At 72.6% G+C, this 22,150-nt stretch carries 24 protein-coding genes and 1 tRNA gene; 10 read left to right on the top strand and 15 right to left on the bottom strand.

Annotation, left to right across the window (positions count from 1 at the left end; all coding sequences use genetic code 11):
• The 5 genes from ACPYOM_RS12635 to glgC form a co-directional block, all read right to left on the bottom strand.
• A partial coding sequence (locus ACPYOM_RS12635) for a cyanophycin synthetase family protein (protein WP_481346225.1) occupies window positions 1-1,420 on the bottom strand: 1,420 nt, incomplete at its 3' end.
• A gap of 27 nt (window positions 1,421-1,447) precedes the next feature.
• Window positions 1,448-2,374, bottom strand: coding sequence for a cyanophycinase (locus ACPYOM_RS12630; protein ID WP_481346224.1), 927 nt, complete (start codon window positions 2,372-2,374; stop codon window positions 1,448-1,450).
• Window positions 2,375-2,383: 9 nt separating this feature from the next.
• Window positions 2,384-3,724 carry a phosphoserine phosphatase SerB gene (serB, locus tag ACPYOM_RS12625; protein WP_481340707.1) on the bottom strand — a complete coding sequence of 447 codons (1,341 nt, stop codon included), beginning with the start codon at window positions 3,722-3,724 and terminating at the stop codon, window positions 2,384-2,386.
• A gap of 85 nt (window positions 3,725-3,809) precedes the next feature.
• On the bottom strand, window positions 3,810-4,679 hold the full coding sequence (locus ACPYOM_RS12620) for an LLM class F420-dependent oxidoreductase (protein ID WP_481346223.1): 870 nt from the start codon (window positions 4,677-4,679) through the stop codon (window positions 3,810-3,812).
• A complete protein-coding gene (glgC, locus tag ACPYOM_RS12615; protein ID WP_481340705.1) occupies window positions 4,676-5,935 on the bottom strand; it encodes a glucose-1-phosphate adenylyltransferase in 1,260 nt (419 codons plus the stop codon). Before glgC ends, ACPYOM_RS12620 begins: the two co-directional genes overlap by 4 nt.
• A gap of 90 nt (window positions 5,936-6,025) precedes the next feature.
• Between glgC and glgA the strand changes: the two genes are divergently transcribed.
• Window positions 6,026-7,228 carry a glycogen synthase gene (glgA, locus tag ACPYOM_RS12610; RefSeq protein ID WP_481346222.1) on the top strand — a complete coding sequence of 401 codons (1,203 nt, stop codon included), beginning with the start codon at window positions 6,026-6,028 and terminating at the stop codon, window positions 7,226-7,228.
• Window positions 7,229-7,461: 233 nt separating this feature from the next.
• The gene (locus tag ACPYOM_RS12605; protein WP_481346221.1) at window positions 7,462-8,151 is read left to right on the top strand and encodes a hypothetical protein; all 690 of its coding nucleotides are present in this window, start codon (window positions 7,462-7,464) and stop codon (window positions 8,149-8,151) included.
• Here the strand turns inward: ACPYOM_RS12605 and ACPYOM_RS12600 are convergent.
• Window positions 8,141-8,869 (bottom strand): PIG-L deacetylase family protein, encoded by a 729-nt coding sequence (locus ACPYOM_RS12600; protein ID WP_481346220.1) that lies wholly within the window; start codon window positions 8,867-8,869, stop codon window positions 8,141-8,143. The two genes, ACPYOM_RS12605 and ACPYOM_RS12600, sit on opposite strands and share 11 nt — an antisense overlap.
• Before the next feature lie 52 nt (window positions 8,870-8,921).
• Between ACPYOM_RS12600 and ACPYOM_RS12595 the strand changes: the two genes are divergently transcribed.
• The gene (locus ACPYOM_RS12595; protein WP_481346219.1) at window positions 8,922-9,323 is read left to right on the top strand and encodes a pilus assembly protein CpaE; all 402 of its coding nucleotides are present in this window, start codon (window positions 8,922-8,924) and stop codon (window positions 9,321-9,323) included.
• Between the two features lie 4 nt (window positions 9,324-9,327).
• Here ACPYOM_RS12595 and ACPYOM_RS12590 read toward each other — a convergent pair whose 3' ends face one another.
• A complete protein-coding gene (locus tag ACPYOM_RS12590) occupies window positions 9,328-10,092 on the bottom strand; it encodes a hypothetical protein (RefSeq protein ID WP_481346218.1) in 765 nt (254 codons plus the stop codon).
• Window positions 10,093-10,152: 60 nt separating this feature from the next.
• Between ACPYOM_RS12590 and ACPYOM_RS12585 the strand changes: the two genes are divergently transcribed.
• The 5 genes from ACPYOM_RS12585 to ACPYOM_RS12565 all read left to right on the top strand — a co-directional run bounded on the left by ACPYOM_RS12585 (window position 10,153) and on the right by ACPYOM_RS12565 (window position 14,516).
• Window positions 10,153-10,938, top strand: coding sequence for an ABC transporter ATP-binding protein (locus ACPYOM_RS12585; RefSeq protein WP_481343555.1), 786 nt, complete (start codon window positions 10,153-10,155; stop codon window positions 10,936-10,938).
• A 92-nt stretch (window positions 10,939-11,030) separates the two neighbouring features.
• Window positions 11,031-11,489 (top strand): NfeD family protein, encoded by a 459-nt coding sequence (locus tag ACPYOM_RS12580; protein WP_481343554.1) that lies wholly within the window; start codon window positions 11,031-11,033, stop codon window positions 11,487-11,489.
• A gap of 80 nt (window positions 11,490-11,569) precedes the next feature.
• Entirely contained in the window at window positions 11,570-12,781 is a 1,212-nt protein-coding gene (locus ACPYOM_RS12575) for an SPFH domain-containing protein (RefSeq protein WP_481346217.1), read from the top strand.
• Between the two features lie 65 nt (window positions 12,782-12,846).
• Entirely contained in the window at window positions 12,847-13,692 is an 846-nt protein-coding gene (locus tag ACPYOM_RS12570; protein WP_481343552.1) for a sulfite exporter TauE/SafE family protein, read from the top strand.
• 14 nt (window positions 13,693-13,706) lie between these two features.
• A complete protein-coding gene (locus tag ACPYOM_RS12565; protein WP_481346216.1) occupies window positions 13,707-14,516 on the top strand; it encodes a TrmH family RNA methyltransferase in 810 nt (269 codons plus the stop codon).
• Window positions 14,517-14,531: 15 nt separating this feature from the next.
• On the opposite strand, the gene ACPYOM_RS12560 is transcribed toward ACPYOM_RS12565, so the two are convergent.
• The 7 genes from ACPYOM_RS12560 to ACPYOM_RS12530 all read right to left on the bottom strand — a co-directional run bounded on the left by ACPYOM_RS12560 (window position 14,532) and on the right by ACPYOM_RS12530 (window position 19,450).
• Window positions 14,532-14,909 (bottom strand): DUF3037 domain-containing protein, encoded by a 378-nt coding sequence (locus tag ACPYOM_RS12560; RefSeq protein ID WP_481343550.1) that lies wholly within the window; start codon window positions 14,907-14,909, stop codon window positions 14,532-14,534.
• Entirely contained in the window at window positions 14,906-15,676 is a 771-nt protein-coding gene (locus tag ACPYOM_RS12555) for a HipA family kinase (protein ID WP_481346215.1), read from the bottom strand. Before ACPYOM_RS12555 ends, ACPYOM_RS12560 begins: the two co-directional genes overlap by 4 nt.
• Before the next feature lie 4 nt (window positions 15,677-15,680).
• Window positions 15,681-16,949, bottom strand: coding sequence for an MFS transporter (locus ACPYOM_RS12550; protein WP_481346214.1), 1,269 nt, complete (start codon window positions 16,947-16,949; stop codon window positions 15,681-15,683).
• Between the two features lie 52 nt (window positions 16,950-17,001).
• A complete protein-coding gene (locus ACPYOM_RS12545) occupies window positions 17,002-17,823 on the bottom strand; it encodes an ABC transporter permease (protein ID WP_481346213.1) in 822 nt (273 codons plus the stop codon).
• Window positions 17,783-18,592, bottom strand: coding sequence for an ABC transporter ATP-binding protein (locus tag ACPYOM_RS12540; protein WP_481346212.1), 810 nt, complete (start codon window positions 18,590-18,592; stop codon window positions 17,783-17,785). Before ACPYOM_RS12540 ends, ACPYOM_RS12545 begins: the two co-directional genes overlap by 41 nt.
• Window positions 18,593-18,596: 4 nt before the next feature.
• Window positions 18,597-19,169 (bottom strand): MarR family winged helix-turn-helix transcriptional regulator, encoded by a 573-nt coding sequence (locus tag ACPYOM_RS12535; RefSeq protein ID WP_481346211.1) that lies wholly within the window; start codon window positions 19,167-19,169, stop codon window positions 18,597-18,599.
• Window positions 19,170-19,366: 197 nt separating this feature from the next.
• Window positions 19,367-19,450: transfer RNA gene (locus ACPYOM_RS12530), tRNA-Leu, on the bottom strand.
• Between the two features lie 141 nt (window positions 19,451-19,591).
• Between ACPYOM_RS12530 and ACPYOM_RS12525 the strand changes: the two genes are divergently transcribed.
• Window positions 19,592-20,929, top strand: a complete 1,338-nt coding sequence (locus tag ACPYOM_RS12525; RefSeq protein ID WP_481341743.1) for a M20/M25/M40 family metallo-hydrolase — start codon at window positions 19,592-19,594, stop codon at window positions 20,927-20,929.
• A 54-nt stretch (window positions 20,930-20,983) separates the two neighbouring features.
• Here ACPYOM_RS12525 and ACPYOM_RS12520 read toward each other — a convergent pair whose 3' ends face one another.
• Window positions 20,984-21,169: a DUF5703 family protein gene (locus ACPYOM_RS12520; protein ID WP_481341742.1), complete on the bottom strand. Its 186-nt coding sequence runs from the start codon at window positions 21,167-21,169 to the stop codon at window positions 20,984-20,986.
• 142 nt (window positions 21,170-21,311) lie between these two features.
• Between ACPYOM_RS12520 and ACPYOM_RS12515 the strand changes: the two genes are divergently transcribed.
• Window positions 21,312-22,106, top strand: a complete 795-nt coding sequence (locus ACPYOM_RS12515) for an SCO4651 family lipoprotein (RefSeq protein ID WP_481346210.1) — start codon at window positions 21,312-21,314, stop codon at window positions 22,104-22,106.
• The last annotated feature ends 44 nt before the right edge of the window (window positions 22,107-22,150 follow it).

Below are 22,150 nucleotides of genomic sequence, written 5' to 3'. Positions count from 1 at the left end.
GGTGCGTGTGCATCCGGAAGCCGGGCGCGGCGTTGACCTCGCAGATGGCACCTCCCGTCTCACGGACGGGATAGGTGATGTCGGGGCAGATGAAGTCGATGCCCGCGACGTCGAGGCCGACGATGCGCGCGGCCTCCTCGGCGATCTCGACGTTGTCGGGGTGGGCGTCGAAGGTGCGGTCGATGGAGATGCCCCCGGTGGACATGTTGCCGGTCAGGGCGAGCTTGACCATCTCACCCTCGGGCGGCACCGACTCGAGGGAGTACCCCTGTGCCGCAAGGACATCCAGTGCCGGGCCGTCGACGCGGATCTTCGTCAGGACCTTCTCGTGGCCGACGCCGCGGCGCGGGTCGGCGTTGGTGGCCTCGACGAGCTCGCCGACGGTGTGGGTGCCGTCACCGACGACGTGCGCCGGCACCCGCTCGGCGATGGCCTGCATCCGGCCACCGACGATGAGGCACCGGTAGTCGCGGCCGGTGACGAACGACTCGACGATGACCGTGCCGCGCCGCGACTGCTCCCTGGCGATGTCGAACGCCTTCTCGACGTCCTCGTCGCTGCGCAGGTCGAGGCACACGCCACGGCCGTGGTTGCCGTCGAGCGGCTTGACGACGACGGGGAAGCCGATGCGTCGGGCCGCCTCGACGGCGCCGCGCAGCGTGCGGACCGACGCCTGCTTGGGCACCGGCAGGCCCGCCGAGCCGAGGAGCTTCGTGGTGAGGTCCTTGTCGCCGGCGATGTCGACGGCGAGCGCACCCGTGCGGCTCGTCATGGTCGCCCGGATCCGCTGGGCGTGGACGCCCTGGCCGAGCTGCACGAGCGAGCCGGTGTTGAGCCGGATGAAGGGGATGTCGCGCGACGCCGCCTCCTCGAGGATCGCCGACGTCGACGGGCCGAAGGCGACGCGCTCGGCCTGGCGCAGGAAGTCGTGGAACGCGGTGTCGAAGTCGAAGCCCTCCTCGGGCTGCACGAGGTGGTTGATGAGCCGCACCGCGAGGCGTCCGGCGGCGACACCGACGGTCTCGTCGGTGTAGGCGTAGATGACGTCGTAGCGGCCGGGGTGACCCTTGACGCCGCGCGTCTTGCCCCGACGGGAGTCGTGCCCGGCGAGCGTCTGCAGCTGCAGGGCGACGTGCTCGGTGACGTGCCCGAGCCAGGTCCCTTCACGGAGTCTCTCGACGAAACCGCCCTTGCGGCCCCGGGAGCACGTGTGGTTCTCGAGGCCGGGGACGGCGGCCAGCAGCTGGTCGGTGAAACCGGGCAACGACACCGTCGGGTACTCCTCGAGGCTGCCGAGCTCGACGACGAGGTGGACCGCCTGCTGGTAGGACCAGACGTTCGGACCGCGGTAGATCCTCGTCTCGAGGATCGTCAGGTCCGGACGCGCGAGTCCGGTGGGGGTCGGTACCTCGACGGCCATCGCAGTGCTCCTGGGGGATGGGGGATCTCAGTGGACGGTGCTGCTGCCCGGACCGACCCGGGCCGTGCGGTCCTTGGCCGGCACGACGGCGCCCTCGATGTCGGGGTGCCGCTCGACGAACGAGGTCAGCTCGACGTGCTCGAGGTCGAACGTACTGCCGGCGGGCAGCGAGTGCACCACCGCGCCCGACACGAGCAGCGGGGCCCCGCGCCGGGCGTCGGGGGCGTCGGTGACGGCGTCGCGGGCGTTGACGAGGAAGATGGCGCCCGCTCCGAGGACGGTGAGCCACCGGCCGTCGCGGATCTCGGCGGCGGTGTTCTCGTCGATCCCCAGGCCGAGCAGGTTCGGCGAGGCGGCGACCATCGACATGAGCCGGCCGTAGCGGCCCCGCTGGTCGAAGTGCTGGTCGATGATGGCGTCCTCCACCAGGCCGAGGCCGGCCGAGATCTGGCTCGCCCGCTGCCGCGGGGTCAGGCCCTCGTCGCCGAGCGAGATCATGAACCGGCTGAGGATCGAGGCGCCCGCCGACGTCCCGGCGACCACGGCCCCGCGTTCGTAGGCGCGGACGATCGCGTCACCGACCGGGGTGCCGACGACGTTCTGGGCGAGCTTGACCTGGCTGCCGCCGGTGAGGAAGACCCCGGTGGCGGCGTCGAGCTCCGCGACCAGGTCCGGGGACGCGGCGTCGCGACGCGTCCGCGGGTGGACGACGACGACGTCACCGCCTCGCAGCCGGGTGAACGCGTCGCGGTAGGACTCCGACACCTCGTCCGCGTAGGCCGACGCGGTGGGGATGACGACGATGCGGGAGGAGCGTCCGCCGGCCAGGCGCACGAACCGCTTGAGCACGACCGAGCGTCCGAGCCGGTCCTCCGCGCCGCCGATGACGAGCAGCGTCCGGCGCACGCCCCCCACGGTGGGCGAGGCCGGGCCGAGGGACGGGGTGCTGTGCATCGGCCCAGCCTAGTGACCGGCGTGCGACACGGGTGGAGCCTGCGTCGGCGTGCCGTCCGACAGGTCCGCGTCCTCGATCTCCTCGCGCGAGATTCCGAGCAGGTAGAGCACCGAGTCGAGGTAGGGCACGTTGACCGACGTCTGGGCCTGTTCGCGCACAAGGGGTTTGGCGTTGAAGGCGACCCCGAGCCCGGCGATGTCAAGCATGTCGAGGTCGTTGGCCCCGTCGCCGATCGCTACGGTGCGGCTCAGCGGCAGGCCCTCGTCCGCGGCGAACTCGCGCAGCGCACGCGCCTTGCCCGCGCGGTCGACGACCTCGCCGACGACGCGTCCGGTCAGGACGCCGTCCGCGACCTCGAGGCGGTTGGCGCGGGCGTGGTCGATGCCGAGCTCCTGCGCGAGCTCGCCCACGATCTCGATGAACCCGCCGCTGACGAGCCCCACGGTGAAGCCCAGACGCTTGAGCGTGCGCACGAGCGTGCGCGCCCCCGGCGTCAGCACGACGGAGTCGCGCACCTCCGCGAGCACCGACTCGGGCAGGCCGGCGAGGGTGGCGACACGGGCCCGCAGCGACTCCTCGAAGTCGAGCTCACCGGCCATCGCCCGGGCCGTCACCTCGGCCACCTCGGCCTCGCGGCCGCAGTGCGCGGCGAGCAGCTCGATGACCTCCTGCTGGATCAGCGTCGAGTCCACGTCGAGGACGACGAGCCTGCGGCCGCGTCGGGCGAGCCCACCCGGCGCCACGGCGACGTCGATGCCCGCGCCGGCGGCGACGAGCGCGAGCTCGGTGCGCAGCGAGGCGACGTCGGCACCGGAGATGTCGAACTCGACGGTCGTCACGGGGTAGCGCGACAACCGGCGGATGCGGTCGATGTTGGCCCCGTGCTGCGCGATGTGGCTCGTCACGAGCGAGACCGCGTCGGCGCGCAGCGGGGCGCCGAGGACCACGACCGCCGCCCTGCCCTGACGCGACCGCGCGTTGTCACCGGTGCCCTCGAGGACCGACAGCGTCAGCCCGAGCCGGTGCGCGGCGACGGCGGCGGCGTCGCGGAGCTGCTCGGCGTGGTCGCCGGCGCGCAGCAGGACGGCGAGGGTCAGGTGGCCGTGGACGGCGACCTGCTGGATGTCGAGCAGCTCTGCACCGACCCCGGACAGCGCGCTGAGGAGTCCCCCGGTGACGCCGGGGCGGTCCTTCCCGGTCACCGTGACGCTGAGCGTGGCGCCGGGCTCGGTCACCCCCGGCTCGGTGCCCTCCGCTCGCGCCGCGGCCCCACCGAGGGTCTGCGGAGCGTCGGGCAGGCCCTCGGGCGTGGGACTGGCGTCGACCGGTCGGGTGCTGGCGTCACTCACGTCGTCAGGCTAACGAGCCGCCCCGGACCACGGCCGCCCCATCCGGCATGCGACCGCCGGCGAGCCGGCTCACGGACCTCACGGCTCACCGCGACGCATTGACCTCGTCCCGCCACTGGAGCAGGTCGCGGACCCGGGCCAGGTCGGGCTCGGCCGCCGCGACGCTCGCCGTGAACAGGCGGGTGCCGACGTCGTGCAGCTGCTGGGCGTTGTTCGCGTAGTCCCCGCGCTGGTCGGGGTTGCGGCCCGGCACGAAGGCCACGCCGGCGGAGCGCTCGATCTCCAGCGGGTCCCGGCCGCGCCGCTCGCACCAGGCGTCGAGCACACGGTGCTTGTGGGCGATCTGCTCGGGGCCACCGAAGCCGTGCCAGATGTCCGCGTGCTCGGCGACGATGCGCAGCGTCTTCCGCTCGCCGCCACCGCCGACGAGGACCGGGATGTCGCGCGTCGGCGGTGGGTTGAGGCGGGTCCACCGGTCGCGGATGACCGGCAGGTCGCGAGCGAGGTCGTCGAGGCGTCCGCCCGCGGTGCCGAACTCGTAGCCGTACTCGTCGTAGTCGAGCTGCGCCCAGCCCGAGCCGATCCCGAGCACGAGCCGGCCGCCGCTGATGTGGTCGACGGTGCGGGCCATGTCCGCGAGGAGGTTGGGGTTGCGGTAGCTGTTGCACGTGACGAGGGCGCCGATCTCGACGCGTTCGGTGGACTCCGCCCAGGCGCCGAGGATCGTCCAGCACTCGAAGTGCAGCCCGCCGCGGTCACCGCTGAGTGGGAAGAAGTGGTCCCAGCTGAGGAGGACGTCCACGCCCATCTCCTCGAGCGTCGCGGCGGTGCGCCGGATCTGGGCCCACGTCGCGTGCTGCGGCGGGACCTGGACGCCGACCCGCGCCGGCCGCGGGTCGGCGGCGCTCCGCGGCGTGGCGAGCTCGTCGGGTGTCGTCGCGGCCGCGCGGGTCACGCGGTGACGACCTGGTCCTTGCCGACCACGACGATGCCGGTCTCGGTGACGTGGAAGCCGCGAGCCCGGTCGTGGTCGTGGTCGATCCCGATCTGGCAGCCGTCGGGCACGCGGACGTTCTTGTCGATGATCGCCCGCCGGATCTGCGCGTGCCGCCCGACCTCGACACCGTCGAGGATCACCGACCCCTGGATGCTCGCGTACGAGTGCACGTGCACGAGGGGGGAGAGCACGGACGCGTACACGTGGGCACCGGACACGACGACGCCGGGGGAGACGGCCGAGTTGAGGGCCTCGCCGATCCGGTCCCCGCTGCCGTGCACGAACTTGGCCGGCGGGTACGGCGCGTGCTGCGTGTAGATCGGCCACTCGTAGTTGTAGAGGTTGAAGACGGGGTGGATCGACACGAGGTCCATGTGCGCGTCGTAGTACGACTCGATGGTGCCGACGTCGCGCCAGTAGCCCCGGTCGCGGTCGGTGGAGCCCGGCACGTCGTTGTCCTTGAAGTCGTAGACGCCGGCCTCGCCACGGCCCACGAAGTACGGCACGATGTCGCCGCCCATGTCGTGGTTGCTCGCGTCGTTGTCGTGGTCGCGGGTCACGGCGTCCTCGAGGGCGTCCGCGGTGAAGACGTAGTTGCCCATGGAGGCCAGCACCTCGTTCTCGTTGTCGGGCAGGCCTTTCGGGTCGCTCGGCTTCTCGAGGAACGCGGCGATCTTCGTCGGGTCGGCGTCGTCGACCTCGATGACGCCGAACTGGTTCGCGAGCGAGATGGGCTGGCGGATCGCGGCGACGGTGCACGCCGCTCCGGAGTCGATGTGCTGCTCGACCATCGCTCCGAAGTCCATGCGGTACACGTGGTCGGCGCCCACGACGACCACGATGTCGGGACGCTCGTCGTGCATGAGGTTGAGGCTCTGGTAGATCGCGTCGGCGCTGCCGAGGTACCAGTTCTTGTCGACGCGCTGCTGGGCCGGCACGGTCGTGACGTAGTTGCCGAGCAGCGTCGACATGCGCCAGGTCTTGGTCACGTGCGCGTCGAGGCTGTGCGACTTGTACTGCGTGAGGACGACGACCTGCAGGTAGCCGGAGTTGACGACGTTCGACAGCGCGAGGTCGATGAGGCGGTAGATGCCCGCGAAGGGCACGGCTGGTTTGGCCCGGTCGGCAGTCAACGGCATCAAGCGTTTGCCCTCACCTCCCGCGAGAACGATCGCGAGCACTTTCGGTCCTGCGGCGGGGCTTCGTCGGGCCATGTCGCCACAGTAGGGCAGGCGTGCACGACCCGACAGGTTGCGCCACGAACAAACCCTTGCCGTCCCGAGAGGCGGGACTAGTCTGCCAACGTGCGCGTCGACATCCTCAGCAAGGAGTACCCGCCCGCGATCTACGGTGGAGCCGGCGTTCACGTCGCCGAGCTCGTCCGTGCCCTGCGCGAGCGAGGTGACCTCGACGTGCAGGTGCGGTGCTTCGGGGCGCCGCGGGACGAAGAGGGCACGACGGCCTACGCCGACGTGCCCGGGCTCGTCGGCGCGAACGCCGCGCTGCAGACTCTCGGCGTCGACCTCGGCATGGCCGGTGACTGCGTCGGCGCGGACCTGGTCCACTCGCACACGTGGTACGCCAACCTGGGCGGCCACCTCGCCTCCCTCCTCGGCGGGATGCCGCACGTCGTCACCGCCCACTCGCTGGAACCCATGCGCCCGTGGAAGGCCGAACAGCTCGGCGGCGGCTACCGCGTCTCGTCGTGGGCCGAGCGGACCGCCTACGAGGCCGCGGCCGGGGTGGTCGCCGTGAGCGCCGGCATGCGCGAGGACATCCTCAAGAGCTACCCGTCGCTCGACCCGGAGCGGGTGCACGTGGTGCACAACGGCATCGACTCGCAGCTGTGGGCGCCGGACCGCTCGGAGGCGGCACGCGCGACGGTCGTGCGGCACGGCGTCGACCCCGACCGCCCGTCGGTCGTCTTCGTCGGTCGCATCACCCGCCAGAAGGGCCTGCCGTACCTGCTCCGGGCGTGTGCCCAGCTGCCGCCCGACGTGCAGCTCGTGCTGTGCGCCGGTGCTCCCGACACGCCGGAGATCCTGGCCGAGGTCGAGGGCCTCATGAACGACCTGCGGGCGAGCCGCGAGGGCGTCGTGTGGATCGCCGAGATGCTGCCGCGTTCCGAGGTCGTCGCGCTGCTCAGCCACGGCACGGTGTTCGTCTGCCCGTCGGTCTACGAGCCGCTCGGCATCGTGAACCTCGAGGCCATGGCGTGCGAGCTGGCCGTCGTGGCCACCGCCACGGGAGGCATCCCCGAGGTCGTCGTCGACGGCGAGACGGGGTGGCTCGTGCCGATCGAGCAGGTGCAGGACGGCACCGGCACCCCGGTCGATCCCGACCGCTTCGTCGCCGACCTCGCCGCCGCGCTGTCCGACGCCGTCTCCGACGTCGACCGGGCCCGGGCGCGTGGGCTGGCGGGCCGGGCCCGCGCCGTGGAGTCGTTCTCGTGGGCCTCCATCGGCGACCGCACCCTCGACGTCTACCGGGCGGTCCTCGACAGCTGATGCCGTCCGGTTCGACCAGGCGGTCCGACTGGGCCGATGCACCACGCGCGCTCGTGCGCGCGGTCGAACGGTCGCTCGGCGCGCGCGTGGTGGGGCAGGAGGCGGTGCAGGGCGGGACGTCATCGCGTGTCGCCGCTCGTCTGAGTCTCGACGACGAGCGCCAGGTGTTCGTGAAAGCGGTTGCCGCACAGCAGGATCCGAGGGCCTTCAGCCGGTACGCTCAAGAGGCCGACGTGCTCCGGCGACTGCCGGAGGACGTCCCGCACGCCCCCCTGCTCACCTCGGCGAGGCACGACGACTGGTTCGCCATCGTGACGAGCGCCGCGTCCGGGTCTGCCGTCGGGCCGCCGTGGCGCACCCAGCACGTCGCGGCCGTCACCGACGCCATCACCCGGACCTCGGGACGCACGGACGTCCGCGGTCTCGCGCCGGCCGTCGAGCGGCTGCCCGCCCTCGACGGGTGGCAGCAGCTCGCGTCCCGGCCAGAGGTGCTCGACGACTGGGAGCGCGGCCGCCTGCAGACCCTGGTCGCGATGAGCGACGGCTGGCGCACGTGGACGGCGGGGCCGCACCTCGTCCACCTCGCCGTGCGCTGCGACAACGTCGTCGAGCACGAGGACGGCGTGTGGCTCGTCGACTGGGGGCGTGCCGCCGCCGGCGCCGCGTGGCTCGACGCAGCCGGGCTCGCCGTCGACGTCGTCGCGTCAGGGCATGTCGGCGGAGGCGCGCTGGCGCTCAGTACCGCTCGCGGAATCCTGGCCGGGCTCCCATACGAGGCAACGCGACTCATGGTCGCCCTGGCCGGGACTCTGCGTCAGAGCTCGCTGCGTGAGCCGGTGGCGGCGGTGCCCGGCCTGCGCGCCTGGCAGGCCGCCCAGGCCGGGGCGCTGCGACCTCTTCTCGAAGCGACCGTCACCCGATGAGACGCCCGGCCACGCTGTACCTGGCGCCGGTCGCCTCGGCGGGAGCGCCCAGGATCATCTCGAGCAGGTCGCGCGGCTTCGGGTACTCCGGGCCGAGGGCGGCCAGGTAGGCCTCGTGCGCCTCGAGTGAGGCCACCGCCGCCTCGAAGTGGTCGGATGCGTCGACGAAGTGGGTGGGCTCGGGGTCGCCAGTGACGAGAAGCTGCTTGACCTGCCACGGCTCGTGCCCCTCGTCGACGAGGTCGGGGAAGATCCACCGGTTGCCGGCGTCGGCCTTGGCGTCGATGGTCGCGAGCCCGACCGCCCGATGGTCGGCCTGGTTGACGAAGCCGCCGGGGAAGCGGTCGGCGTAGGTCTGCCCGACGACGAGGTCGGGTCGGCGGATGCGGATCTCGCGCGCGATGGCCCGACGCAGCGGCAGCCCGTACTCGACGGCGCCGTCGGTGAAGTCGAGGAACTCGACCACCTCGACGCCAACCCGTGCGGCGCCCTCGCGCTCCTCCCGCTCCCGGAGGGGACCGGCCTCGTCCGGGTGGGTCGTGTCGATGCCGGCCTCACCGCGGGTCGCGAGCAGGTAGGTCACGGTCTTGCCGGCCTTGACCCACTTGTCGACCAGGGCGGCCGTGCCGTACTCGAGGTCGTCGGGGTGTGCCACGACGCACAGCACCCGCTCGAAGGCGGACTCGTCGAGGGGTGTCAGCTGCGGCGGTGTCGTCATGGCACCAATCTAGGGACCTTGGCGGGTCCGCCGGGGGATGTGAGGATGGGGCATGCTGAACCTCGACCTCGCGCGCCGGCTCTCGGACGCCGGCCTGGCCTGGGAGCCCCGCTCGGGCGACCGGTTCGTCGTCCCGGTCGCCGGCATGGAGGAGGAGGTCTTCGTCATCAGCGACCTCACCGTCGACGTGCACCACTTCACGACCGGCGACGTCATCGGGTTCAACGGTACGACCGAGTGGGCCCTCGACAGCGTCGAGCGGGACAAGGTGGTGTGGCTGCCGCGCGAGGAGCAGCTGCGCGACCGGCTCGGTGACGCGTTCGTGGCGCTCGAGCGGCTCGACGGCGGCTTCGCCGTCGTCCTGAGGAGTCCGTCAGGAGAGGAGGAGCGGCACGTCGACATCGACGCCGAGCGCGCCTACGCCAGAGCGCTCCTCGAACACCTTGCGGCCTGAGCCCTCAGGCCGGACGCCACCCGGCGATGGACATGACGGCGACGTTGGTCGCGTCGGCGAGCGCTGCGTCGGCGTCCGCGCCGAGGTCGCGCAGGAGCATGGCGCGGGTGGCCGTCGTGGCGACGTCGACGCCGGCGCTGCCGAGGCTCGTCAGCCCGGCGGTGCGGTGGGCCAGGCGGGCGACGTTGGCGGCGAGCGACATGATGCGCAGTGCCCGTCCGGACGTCCCCTCGGGCACGCCCCACAGCGACGCGTCGAGGTCGGTCTCGGCGTCCGCGCGGGCCCGGGTGCCCCAGGGCTGGCCGCCGGCGGCCTCGAACCGGTCGGTGTGCGTGCGTAGCGACTGGACGAGGCCGCGCTCGATCTCGCGCAGGTCGAGCATCTCGAGGCGGTGCCGCGGGATGGGGTCGGCCTCGTACGCGGTCCAGTCCGCGCGGTAGCCGACGTCGCCGTCGGGGCCGAACTCCGACAGCGTCGGGACGAGGACGCCGCCGATGCCGGCGACGAACACGCACTCACCCGAGTCCGCGGCGGCGGCGGCAGCCGCCGCCGACCCCTGCGGCATGCGGCTGACGTCGCCGGGACGGGGCAGGGCGACGAAGAGGGCCCGCTCGCCGAGGTCACGCCACACGTCGAGCCGGCCGAGGTCACCGGCGACGTGGTCGAGGTCGGGGAAGGAACGCCGCAGCGCCTCGGTCGTCGTGACGTCGCCGCGCCACGAGGCCGTGACCCAGAGCGCGAGGCGCACGGACGCGGGCAGCTCGGACACCCCGCCATCGTAGGGTGAGCCGCGGGGTCGACCGGCGGTGCGTGCCATAGGGTCGGGGCCATGAGCGACGTCCTCGCCCTCGCCGGTGTCAGTGTCCGACGCGGACCCACGACGCTCCTCGACGACGTCTCGTGGGAGGTCGAGGAGGGCGAGCGCTGGGTCGTCCTCGGCCCCAACGGCGCCGGCAAGACGACGTTGCTCCAGGTGGCGGCGGCGCGGATGCACCCGACGACCGGCGTCGCCGGGGTTCTGGGCGAGGTGCTCGGTGCCGTCGACGTCTTCGAGCTGCGCCCCCGCATCGGCCTGGCGAGCGCCGCGATGGCCGAGCGCATCCCGGGCGACGAGATCGTGGGCAACGTCGTCGTCACCGCCTCGTACGGCATCATCGGACGCTGGCGCGAGTCGTACGAGCACGTCGACTACGTGCGTGCCATGGAGCTGCTCAAGGCGCTCGGCGCCGACCACCTCGCCGACCGCCGGTACGGCACCCTGAGCGAGGGTGAGCGCAAGCGCGTCCAGATCGCCCGCGCCCTCATGACCGACCCGGAGCTCATGCTGCTCGACGAGCCGGCCGCCGGCCTCGACCTCGGTGGCCGCGAGGACCTCGTGCGTCGGCTCGGCGACCTCGCCTCCGACACCGAGGCCCCGGCGCTGGTCCTCGTGACCCACCACGTCGAGGAGATCCCACCCTCGTTCACCGACGTCCTCCTGCTCCGGGAGGGACGCGTCGTCGCGGCCGGGCCGATTCCGCTGACCCTCACCGAGGAGAACCTGTCCGAGACCTTCGGGATCCCGCTCGTGCTCGAGCAGCACGGCGAGCGCTGGTCGGCCCGCGCCCGGTCCTGATCTCAGGGAACTGGGGCAGAATCGGAGACGTCACAGGAGTGACGCACGGGGCGTCGGTGCCCTTCGCCGGGCACCGACTCTGACGAGACGGGGTGGGCGCGGTGTTCGAGGGCTACGCGTGGGTGGTCTGGCTGGGGGTGGCGCTGGTCCTCGTGGCGGTCGAGACGGCCACGGTGGACTTCACCTTCCTCATGCTCGCCGGTGGCGCGGTCGGCGGGTCCCTCGCCGCGGCCTTCGGTGCCCCTCCGGCCGTCCAGGCCGTCGTCGCGGCCCTCGTGGCCGTGGCGCTGCTCGCCGTCGTGCGTCCCTGGCTCAAGAGGCGCCTCACCTCCCACGCCCCGGCCCTCCTCATGGGTGCGGCCGCGAACGTCGGCCGGTCGGCCGTCGCGCTCGACCGCGTGACGAGGGCCGGCGGTCGCGTCAAGCTCGCGGGCGAGGAGTGGTCGGCCCGCACGCTCGGGGACAGCATCGAGCCGGGTGAAGAGGTCGTCGTCGACTCGATCGACGGCGCCACCGCCATCGTCAGCCGCGCGCACATCGTCGGCGGCTGACCGTTTCGACGCCCGGGCCGACCGGTCCGGGCCAGCGACCACGCGTCCTCGGGGGCGCGCGGCCAGACAAGGAGAAGGTCGTGGACCCGGTACTCATCATCCCGATCCTCATCGTGATCGTCGCAGCCGTCGTCGTGCTGCGGACGGTCCGGATCGTGCCCCAGCAGACCGCGCAGATCGTCGAGCGCGTCGGCAGCTACAACAAGACGCTCACCGCCGGCATCCACTTCCTCGTGCCGTTCGTCGACAAGGTGCGCGCCAACATCGACCTGCGCGAGCAGGTCGTCTCGTTCCCCCCGCAGCCGGTCATCACCTCGGACAACCTCGTCGTCAGCATCGACACCGTCATCTACTACTCGGTCATCGACGCCAAGGCGGCCGTCTACGAGATCGCCAACTTCATCCAGGGCATCGAGCAGCTGACGGTCACGACCCTGCGCAACGTGATCGGCTCGCTCGACCTCGAGCAGACGCTGACGAGCCGCGACCAGATCAACGGCCAGCTACGCGGTGTCCTCGACGAGGCCACCGGGAAGTGGGGCATCCGCGTCAACCGCGTCGAGCTCAAGGCCATCGACCCGCCGCACTCGGTCCAGGACTCCATGGAGAAGCAGATGCGCGCCGAGCGCGACCGCCGCGCCGCGATCCTCACGGCCGAGGGCGTCAAGCAGTCCGCGATCCTCACGGCCGAGGGTGAGAAGCAGAGCCAGATCCTCCGCGCGGAGGGCTCGGCCCAGGCCCGCATCCTCGAGGCCCAGGGCCAGGCCCGCGCCATCCAGCAGGTCTTCTCGGCGATCCACCGCGGCAAGCCCACCCAGAAGCTGCTCGCGTACCAGTACCTCCAGGTGCTGCCCCAGATCGCCCGCGGTGACTCGAACAAGATGTGGATCGTCCCCTCGGAGCTCACCGACGCCCTCAAGGGCATCGGCAACGCCCTCGGGGGCACCGACCCGCGCACCACCGAGGACGACGAGGCCTGGGTGCAGACGACCGACGCCGAGGAGGACGCCTTCGCCGAGACGATCCTCGAGGACTCGGCCAAGGCGCTGGCCGAGGCCCGGGGCCAGGCCGCCGCGGCCAGTGCCGAGTCGACCGAGCACGCGGCGCCGATCGGCCGCCAGCAGCCGCCCGTGCAGCCGACCGGGGAGGTGCCCCCGCCGCCGGTGGCGCCCTCGCAGCCGATGCCTGGTCAGACGCCGGCCGTCGCGCCCGCAGCTGAACCCCAGACACAGACACCGGGCGAGGTCGGGGAGGCGCCGGTTACCGGCCAGGAGCCGCCGACCCGGCAGTGACGCGTCCGGCCGGCGACCGTGGACCGGCTCGATCGACACCCGGCCACCATCTGTAGGGTGGCCGGGTGTCGTTCTGGTCCTCGGCCGCCGTCGCGCTCGCCGGGACCGGCGCCGGCATCATCAACACGATCGTCGGGTCCGGCACGCTGCTGACCTTCCCGACGCTCCTCTTCTTCGGCGTCAACCCGCTCGTCGCCAACGTGTCGAACAACATCGGGCTCGTCGCCGGCGGGGTCACCGGGTCGTGGGGGTACCGGCACGAGCTGACCGGGGCCGGGCCGACCCTGCGCCGCCTCATGCCGCTGTCGTTCCTCGGCTCGGTCGTCGGCGCAGGGCTGCTCCTCGTGCTGCCGCCCCAGGCGTTCAAGGCCATCGTGCCGGTGCTCATCCTCGTCGCGGTCGCCCTCGTGGTCGCCGGCCCGGTGGTGCAGCGGCGCCGGGCCCTGGCCGACGTCAGCGCGGTGCCCACACGGCACCCGGGCGGGGCGGGCGAGCCCGGACCCGCCGACGGAGCGGCCGTGGACGCGTCACGGCTGCGCGAGCCCCGATGGCACACCCCGGCCGTGGCGGTCGGCGTCTTCGTCGCCGGCACGTACGGCGGGTACTTCGGCGCGGCCCAGGGCGTCCTGCTCATGGGTCTGTTCAGCCTGCTCAGCAGCGAGTCGCTCCAGCGCCTCAACGGCTACAAGAACGTCCTGTCGCTCATCGTCAACTTCGTCGCGGCGTGCGTGTTCGTGCTCTTCGCCCGCGACCACGTCGACTGGCTGGTCGTCCTGCTCGTCGGGGGCGGCTCGTTCGTCGGCGGCATCATCGGCGCGCGCATCGGCCGACGCATCCCGCCGAACGCCCTGCGCGCCCTCATCGTCGTCATCGGCGTCGTGGCCGTGGTCCGGCTCGTGTGGTTCTCGTGAGGGGAGCAGCCGACGTGCCGATCGAGATCACCGACCCCGCCGACCCGAGGCTCGAGGACTACGTCGGGCTCACCGACGTGGCGCTGCGTCGGCGTACCGAGCCCGAGCGCGGCCTCTACATCGCCGAGAGCGAGAAGGTCATCAGACGGGCGCTGGGGGCGGGGCACGCGCCGCGGTCGTACCTCATGGCGCGGCGCTGGCTCGACGACCTCGCCGACGTCGTGACCGACGCCGAGGCCGCCGGTGTGCCGGTGTTCGTCGGCGAGCACGACGTCATCGAGCAGCTCACCGGGTTCCACCTGCACCGCGGAGCCCTGGCCGCGATGCAGCGTCCGGTCCTGCCGGAGGTGCCCGACCTGCTGCGCGACGCACGCCGGGTCGTCGTGCTCGAGGACATCGTCGACCACACGAACGTCGGGGCCGTCTTCCGTAGCGCCGCCGCGCTCGGCGTCGACGCCGTGCTCGTCACGCCCCGGTGTGCCGACCCCTTGTACCGCAGGTCGATCCGCGTCTCCATGGGCACCGTCTTCCAGGTGCCCTGGACCCGCATCGACCCGTGGCCGCAGGGTGTCGACGTGCTCCACGACGCCGGGTTCACCGTGGCCGCCATGGCCCTGACCGACGACTCGGTCGGCCTCGACGAGCTCGAGGCGGACCCGCCCCCGCGCCTCGCGGTGGTCCTCGGCACCGAGGGTGACGGGCTCCGGCCGCGCACGGTCGCTGCCGCGGACCTCACGGTCCGCATCCCGATGGCCGGCGGCGTCGACTCGCTCAACGTCGCGGCGGCGAGCGCCGTCGCGATGTGGGCCGTGCGGCCCCGCTGACCCACGCCTTCCGCCTCAGCCGCGGACGAGGCGCGCCATCAGCCGGTCGAGCTCGACGGCGGGGTCCTCGCAGAGCCCCCCGTGCACCGGTCCCGGCTGCACGACGGTGGAGCGCGGCGCGATGATCCAGCCGAACCGCTGTCCGAGCTTGTCGAGCACCGGTCTGCCGCGCCCGGTCTCGCCCCGGCACACGGCCCGCACCTGGTCGAGCATGGCGCGCACGCCGTCGAGGTCGCACGTCGGGCACAGCGCCGCGGCCCGGGCCACGTCGAGCTCCCAGGCGGCGTCGAGGAAGTCGGCCTCCTGGCTGTAGAGGACGACGCCGACGTTGATGAACTCCTCGCGGTCGACGCGGGGGACCAGTCGCAGCAGGACGTACTGGTAGGCGTTCACGCGGCGACCTCCGTCGGCAGCCACGCGGCCGGGCTGTCGAGCCGAGCGGCCAGCATCCGGGCGTACGCCTCGCGCACCTGCGCAGGACCGGTGAGGAACGGGGTGTCCTCGAGCCACTCGTCGGGCACGTCGGCGAGCAGCGTGGACACGGCACCGGGCGTGACGCGCGCCGCGAGCTCGTCGTGACGGGCGCCGACGTCCCCGGCCACGTCGCGCAGGACGTGTCGCGACGCGTCGAACGGCTGGGCGGCGAAGCGGTCGGGGTCCGGCGCCCGGCTCGGCCACGAGTGGTGGAAGTAGAGCGAGGCGCCGTGGTCGATGGCCCACGTGCGCCCGTGCCAGACGAGCAGGTTGGGGTTGGACCAGGTGCGGTCCACGTTGGCGGTGAGCGCATCGAGCCACAGGATGCGTTCGGCGAGGTCGCGGTCGGGCGGCAGCGAGCCGTCGTAGCCGAGCGAGCCGGGCAGGAAGTCCACCCCGAGGTTGGTGCCGACCGAGGCGGTCAGCAGGTCCTGGACCTCCTCGTCGGCCTCGTAGCGGGCGATGCGCGGGTCGAGGTCGATGACGGCGAGGTCCGGCACCGGCACGTCGACGAGGCGCGCGAGCCCGGCGACGACGACCTCGGCCACGAGCACCTTGAGGCCCTGTCCGGCGCCGCGGAACTTCAGAACGTACGTTCCGTCGTCGTCGGCCTCGACGATCCCCGGGAGCGACCCGCCTTCCTTGAGCGGCGTGACGTAGCGGGTCGCGGTGAGCCGGGGGAGCACGGCGTCAGCCTAGTGGCCGCTCCTCGTCGAGCCGCGCCGCTCCCGACCAGGCGCGTCCGACGGTCGTCGCCGCGGCCGCGTAGAGGCCGCCGAAGGCGATGAGCGGCCACCAGGCGAGGCCGGACTCCGGCAGCAGGAGCGCACCGAGCGCGGCGGCGGCGACCATGCCCGCGTTGTAGACGACGTCGTAGGCCGAGAAGGCCCGGCCGAGCAGGTGGTCGGGCACGTGCGCCTGCATGAGGGAGTCGACGGTGATCTTGACGGCCTGGGAGGTCAGCGCGACCGCGAAGGCGACGGCCACGATGCTCCACGGCTGCAGGAACGGCCCGAGCAGCGCGCAGACGAGGGCGCCGACGACAAGGACCCGGGCCACGAACGGCAGCGCGGTGAGCCGCGGCTCGAGCCACGGCGTCACGAACGCCGCGGACGCGAAGCCGACGGCCGAGGCCGCCGCGGCCACCGTGAAGCCGAGCGCCCCGTGGCCGTGCTCGAACGGCCCGCGGAAGAGCAGCAGCGTCTGCAGGAGGAGGAACCCGAACGGCAGCCGCGTGAGGAAGACGAGCCCGAGCAGGACCCGCGCCCGACGGGGGCCGGTGCGGACCGCCTCGACGACACCGGCCACGACGGACCGCGCCACGTGCCCCAACGAGGGTGCCTCGGCGACGTCGTCGGGCCCGATGTCCGTCAGGCGGGAGGCGGCCCACATCGCCACGAGCGCGCCCGCCGCGCCGAGGACGACGACGACGAGGTCGGAGCCGCCGAGCGCCCGGATGCCGGTGCCGACGCCACCACCGAGGAGGTAGGCCAGGGACCCGCACGTCGGCGCGACGGAGTTGGCGCTGACGAGGTCGTCCGGCTCGACGACGTGCGGGATCGCCGACCCCAGGCCGGCGAGGATGAACCGGTTGACCGAGAAGACGAGCAGGACGAGGCCGAAGAAGAGCGGCCCGCTGTCGGCCCCGGTGACGATCGTGGCCACGCCGAGCATCGCCGCCGCCCGCAGCCCCTGGCTGACCACGAGGACGCGCCGGCGGTCCCACCGGTCGAGCAGCACCCCGACGAACGGTCCGAGCAGGCTGTAGGGCAGCAGCACCGTGGCGAAGGCCAGGGCGATGCTGCGGGCGTCGGCCGCCTTCTCCGGGTTGAAGAGCACGTGGCTGGCCAGGGCCACCTGGAAGATGCCGTCGGCGCCCTGGGAGGTGACCCGGCTGACGAACAGCCGACGGAAGCGGCGCCCGTGCAGCAGGCTCCAGAGCGCGCGCAGGAAGGTCACGGCGCACAGCGTACGGTCGGTGCCCCCACTCCGCGGCACGCGGGCAGTCGGGTCAGCGGGCGAGCCGCCCGATGAGGGCAGCCGCGCAGGCGATGCCGGCCACGGCGCTGCCGGCGAGCACGCCGAGGTCGAGCCAGTAGCTCGTGGGGGTGCCGAGGAGCAGGCCACGCAGGGCCGACACCTCGTACGTCAGCGGGTTGACGTGGCTGAGCACGCGGAGCCAGCCGGGCATGAGCTCGACCGGGTAGAGGGCGTTGGAGGCGAAGAAGAGCGGCATCGTGATGGCCTGCCCGATGCCCATGAGGCGGTCGCGTCTCAGCGCGATGCCGGCGATCGACAGGGACAGGCACGAGAAGAACGCCGCCCCGAGCATGACGACCACGACGACGCCGAGCAGGCGCAGCGGGTTCCACGTCATCCCGACGCCCATGAGCGCGGCCACGACGACGACGATGACGGCCTGGGCCACCGAGCGGACACCGGCCGCGAAGGCCTTGCCGGCGACCAGTGCGGCCCGTGGCGTCGGGGTGACGAGCAGCTTGGTCAGGACTCCCGCGTCGCGCTCCCAGATGATCTGGATGCCGTAGAAGATCGCGATGAACAGGGCCGACTGCGCGATGACCCCGGGGGCCAGGAAGTCGAGATAGGGCACGTCCCCGGTCGGGATGGCCCGGATGCGGCTGAACGTCGTGCCGAAGATGACGAGCCAGAGGACCGGCTGGATGGCGCGCGTCGCGAGCTCGCTGCGGTCGTGCCGCAGCTTCTGCAGCTCGACGAGGCAGAACGTGCCGACGCGCGAGACGAGCAGCCGCGGTCCGGTGCGCGGGGCGCGCTCAACCGAGGCGGCGCGCGGTTCGACGCGTTGCCCGGACACTGCGCAGCCCTCCGTCCTGCTCGTCCTCGAGGGTGTCGCCGGTGTGCTGGCGGAAGACGTCCTCGAGGCTCGCGCCGCCGCCGGCGGCGGCCTTGAGGTCGCCGGGCGAGCCGAGGGCGCGCAGCGCACCGTGGTGCAGGAGGGCCACGCGGTCGCACAGCGCGTCGGCCTCCTCCATGTAGTGCGTGGTGAGGACGACGGTCATGCCGTGGTCGTCCTGCATCTGGGCGACCCGCTGCCAGACGCTGTCGCGCGCGACGGGGTCGAGGCCGACCGTCGGCTCGTCGAGGACGAGGAGCGCCGGCTGGTTGACGAGCGCCTGGGCCAGCTCGAGGCGCCGGACCATGCCACCGGAGTAGGTCGAGGCCAGCCGGTGCTGGTCGGGCAGCAGGTCGACCATGGCGAGGACCTCGTCGACGCGGGTGGCCCGCTCGCGGCGGGGCACGTCGAAGAGCCGGGCGAACCACTCGACGTTCTCGCGGCCGCTCAGGGCCCCCTCGATCGACAGTTGCTGGGGCACGTAGCCGATGAGGCGCCGCACCTGCATCGCCCGGGCGCGCACCGAGTGGCCGAACACCTCGACCTGCCCCTCCTGCAGGGGCAGCAGGGTGTTGAGCAGGCGGATCGTCGTCGTCTTGCCGGCGCCGTTGGGTCCGAGCAGGCCGAAGCACTCACCGGGCTCCACCGTGAGGCTGAGGTGATCGACGGCCCGGTGCCGGCCGAAGCTGTAGCCGAGGTCACGGATGTCGAGGGCGGGCGCCGCCGTCACGCGGTCACCGTCCTGGTTGCTCGACGGTGGCGCCCGCCGGTGTGGTGGCGTTCGCAGCGGTCGTCGTCGACGGGACCGAGGAACCGGGCGGGGTCGGCGGGTTCGGGGTGCCCGGCTCGGGGAGCGATGCGGCGACGCGCGCCAGGAGCGGCAGCGCCCGGGCGACGGCGGCGCGTTCCTCGGCGTCGAGCGCGTCGAGGGCGACGACGGTGGCCTGGGTCCGACGGTCGCGCCAGTGCTCGAGCGCCGCAGCGGCTGACGGTGTCAGCTCGAGGCGCGCGATGCGTCGGTCGGCGGCGTCGCGCACGCGCACGATGACGTCGAGCCCGGTCAGCTGGCCCACGAGCGTCGACACGGTGTTCGGAGCCAGCCCCAGTGCCGAGGCCGCCTCCGCGACGCCGATGCCGGGGTTGCGCCGAACGACGCGGACCAGCTCGAGCTGGGCGCCCGAGAGCCCGAGATCGGGCAGGGGAGTGCCGACCAGGCGGCGCGACCGGCGACGGAACAGGCCGATGACGTCGTGGACGTCGTCGGCCAGGGCCGCGGCGGTGCGGGCAGGGCGGTCTCGGCCGGTCACGAGATCGAGATTATCTCGATGGTCATCTCGGTGTCAGAGGTGTCGACGGGCCCCGTCGACGGTCATCGAGTCATGGAGTCATGGAGTCATGGAGTCATGGGGTGATGGGGTCATGTCGTCAGGGCCCGGGACAGGGACGGGGACCGGCGCTGGGAACGCGAGAACCCCCGGGCGCTGGGGCCCGGGGGTTCCGTGGGTGTCGAGGGGGGGACTTGAACCCCCACGCCCGTTAAGGGCACTAGCACCTCAAGCTAGCGCGTCTGCCATTCCGCCACCCCGACAAGGTGATGAGCAAGGGGGCTCGAGGGAGCCCCTTGCGGCGAGGAGAACGTTACAGGGGCCCCGACCAAAAGACCAAACGACCCCAGCCGTCACCGGCATCCGTCCGGTCGGGGTCGCCGCCGACCACCTAGGCTGGCCGCATGAGCGAGCCCGTCGACCGCACCGCCACGATCGCCGCCGAGGACGAGGTGGCCCGCATCTGCGCCGATCTCATCCGCATCGACTCGACGAACTACGGCGACGGCAGCGGGCCGGGGGAGCGCAAGGCGGCCGAGTACGTGCTGGGCCAGCTCGCCGAGGTCGGCCTCGACGCGGAGCTGCTCGAGAGCGAGCCGGGACGCGCGACGGTGGTCCTGCGCCTCGAGGGCGAGGACCCGACGCGTCCGGGTCTGGCCGTTCACGGTCACCTCGACGTCGTGCCGGCCGACGCCGCCGACTGGCAGGTCGACCCGTTCGCGGCGGAGGAGCGCGAGGGCTGCATCTGGGGCCGGGGCGCGGTCGACATGAAGGACATGGACGCGATGATCCTCGCGAACGTCCGGCAGCTGGCACGCACGGGGACCAAGCCCGCCCGCACCACGACGGTGGTCTTCTTCGCCGACGAGGAGGCCGGCGGCACGTACGGCAGCCACTGGCTGGTCGACCACCACCCGGAGTGGTTCGAGGGCGTCAGCGAGGCGGTCAGCGAGGTCGGCGGGTACAGCGTCACGGTGCCCACGCCGCAGGGCGAGCGTCGGGCCTACCTGCTCCAGACGGCGGAGAAGGGCATCGCCTGGCTGCGCCTGCGCGCGCACGGACGGGCCGGGCACGGCTCGGTTCCCAACGCCGACAACGCGATCGTGCACCTCGCAGGGGCCATCGGCCGGATCGCCGCGCACGAGTGGCCGCGCGAGTACATCGCCTCGGTGCGCGACCTGCTCGAGGGGCTGAGCGCGCTCACCGGCATCGGGTATGCCGACGACGACCTCGAGGAGCTGCTGGGCGCCATGGGCGGCGCCCAGGGCTTCGTGCGCGGGACGCTGCGCGACACCGCCAACGTCACCATGCTCGAGTCGGGCTACAAGCACAACGTCGTCCCGCAGACCGCGACGGCCGCGCTCGACTGCCGGTTCCTGCCCGGCCACGAGGACGACCTCATGGAGACGGTGCGCCGCCTCGCCGGCGAGCACGTCGACGTCGAGGTCGTGCACCGTGACGTCGCGCTCGAGGCGCCGTTCGACGGGCACCTCGTCGAGGCGATGAAGCAGTCCCTGCTGCGCGAGGACCCCGAGGCGAGCGTGCTGCCCTACTGCCTCTCCGGCGGCACCGACAACAAGGCGCTCGGCCGCCTGGGCATCACCGGGTACGGGTTCGCGCCGCTGCGCCTGCCCGCCGACCTCGACTTCGCCCCGATGTTCCACGGCATCGACGAGCGGGTGCCCGTCGAGTCGCTGCGGTTCGGGGCGCGCGTCCTCGGCGACTTCCTGCGCACCTGCTGACCCGCTGCCGGACGGGCCGGACCCACCCCGCTCACCGGGCGAGGGGCCGAACGGTCAGGCGGTGCGCTGGACGCGCATGATGCGCCGCCGCAGCCACATCCGCCGGACGCCGCCCTCGTAGACCACGGTGCGGAACAGCTCCCAGCGGCCGTACTCGGCGTGCTCGCGCAGCTGCTGCCGCGCGTCGGTCTTGGACGTGCGGCGGTCGAAGGTGAGGACCCGGTACTCGTACTCCGTCATCGCCGCCCATTGTGACACCACCGATACCTGAGGCGTCGACGCATCGCGATAGCCTCGACCGGTACTCGTCGGAGGGGAGCCGACGCACACAGGGGAACCGCCGTGGCCTGGCCCGGCGCCGATGGCCCAGGAGGTCAATCACATGAAATGGAACCTGCGCCGGGTCGCGGCCGCGCTCGTCGTCGTGCCCGCGGTCCTCGGTGTCACGGCCTGTGGCAAGGCCGACGCCCCGCCGGCCGCCAGCACCGCGCCGGCCTCGGCCGCCGCCACGAGCACCAGCGCGCCTGCCGACGCGGGCGGCCCGTACAAGGACAAGGCGGCGTTCGTCGACGCGCTGAAGAAGGGCGCCGCGACGGCCACCACGGCGCACGTGACGATGACGATGGGTACCGCCGGCCAGAAGATGGAGATGACCGGCGACACCAAGGTCGACCCGGGCAACCCGGCCATGAAGGTGTCGATGGACATGGCCGGCCAGATGCAGCTCGACATGATCCTCGTGGACAAGAAGATCTACATGAAGGGCGTCCCCGGACAGAAGCCCGGCAAGTGGGCGGTCCTCGACAGCTCGTCGGCGATGGGCCGGCAGCTGACGTCCTCCCTGGCCCAGGCCGACCCGACGAAGATGTACGACCAGTTCGACAAGGCCCTCACGGACGTGAAGTTCGTCGGAGAGGACTCCCTCGACGGTCAGTCGATGGACAAGTACCAGCTGACGCTCGACACGTCGGCGATCGAGGGTCAGCTCGGCGCGGACGCCAAGGGCCAGCTGCCCAAGACCATCCTCTACACGGTGTGGCTCGACGACCAGGACCACCTGCGCCGCGTCACGTTCGACATCTCCGGCGTCAAGGCCGACATGCGGATGAGCAAGTACGGCGAGCCCGTCGACATCACGGCGCCTGCCGCCAAGGACACCGTGAAGGCGCCGATGTGACCGACCCCTGTCTCTTATACACATCTGACGCTGCCGACGACGGA

The sequence above is a fragment of the Monashia sp. HAY1-2A genome (assembly GCF_056755315.1).
Note: the sequence above shows the minus strand (reverse complement) of the source record. Positions and strands in the feature narration are given on the sequence as shown.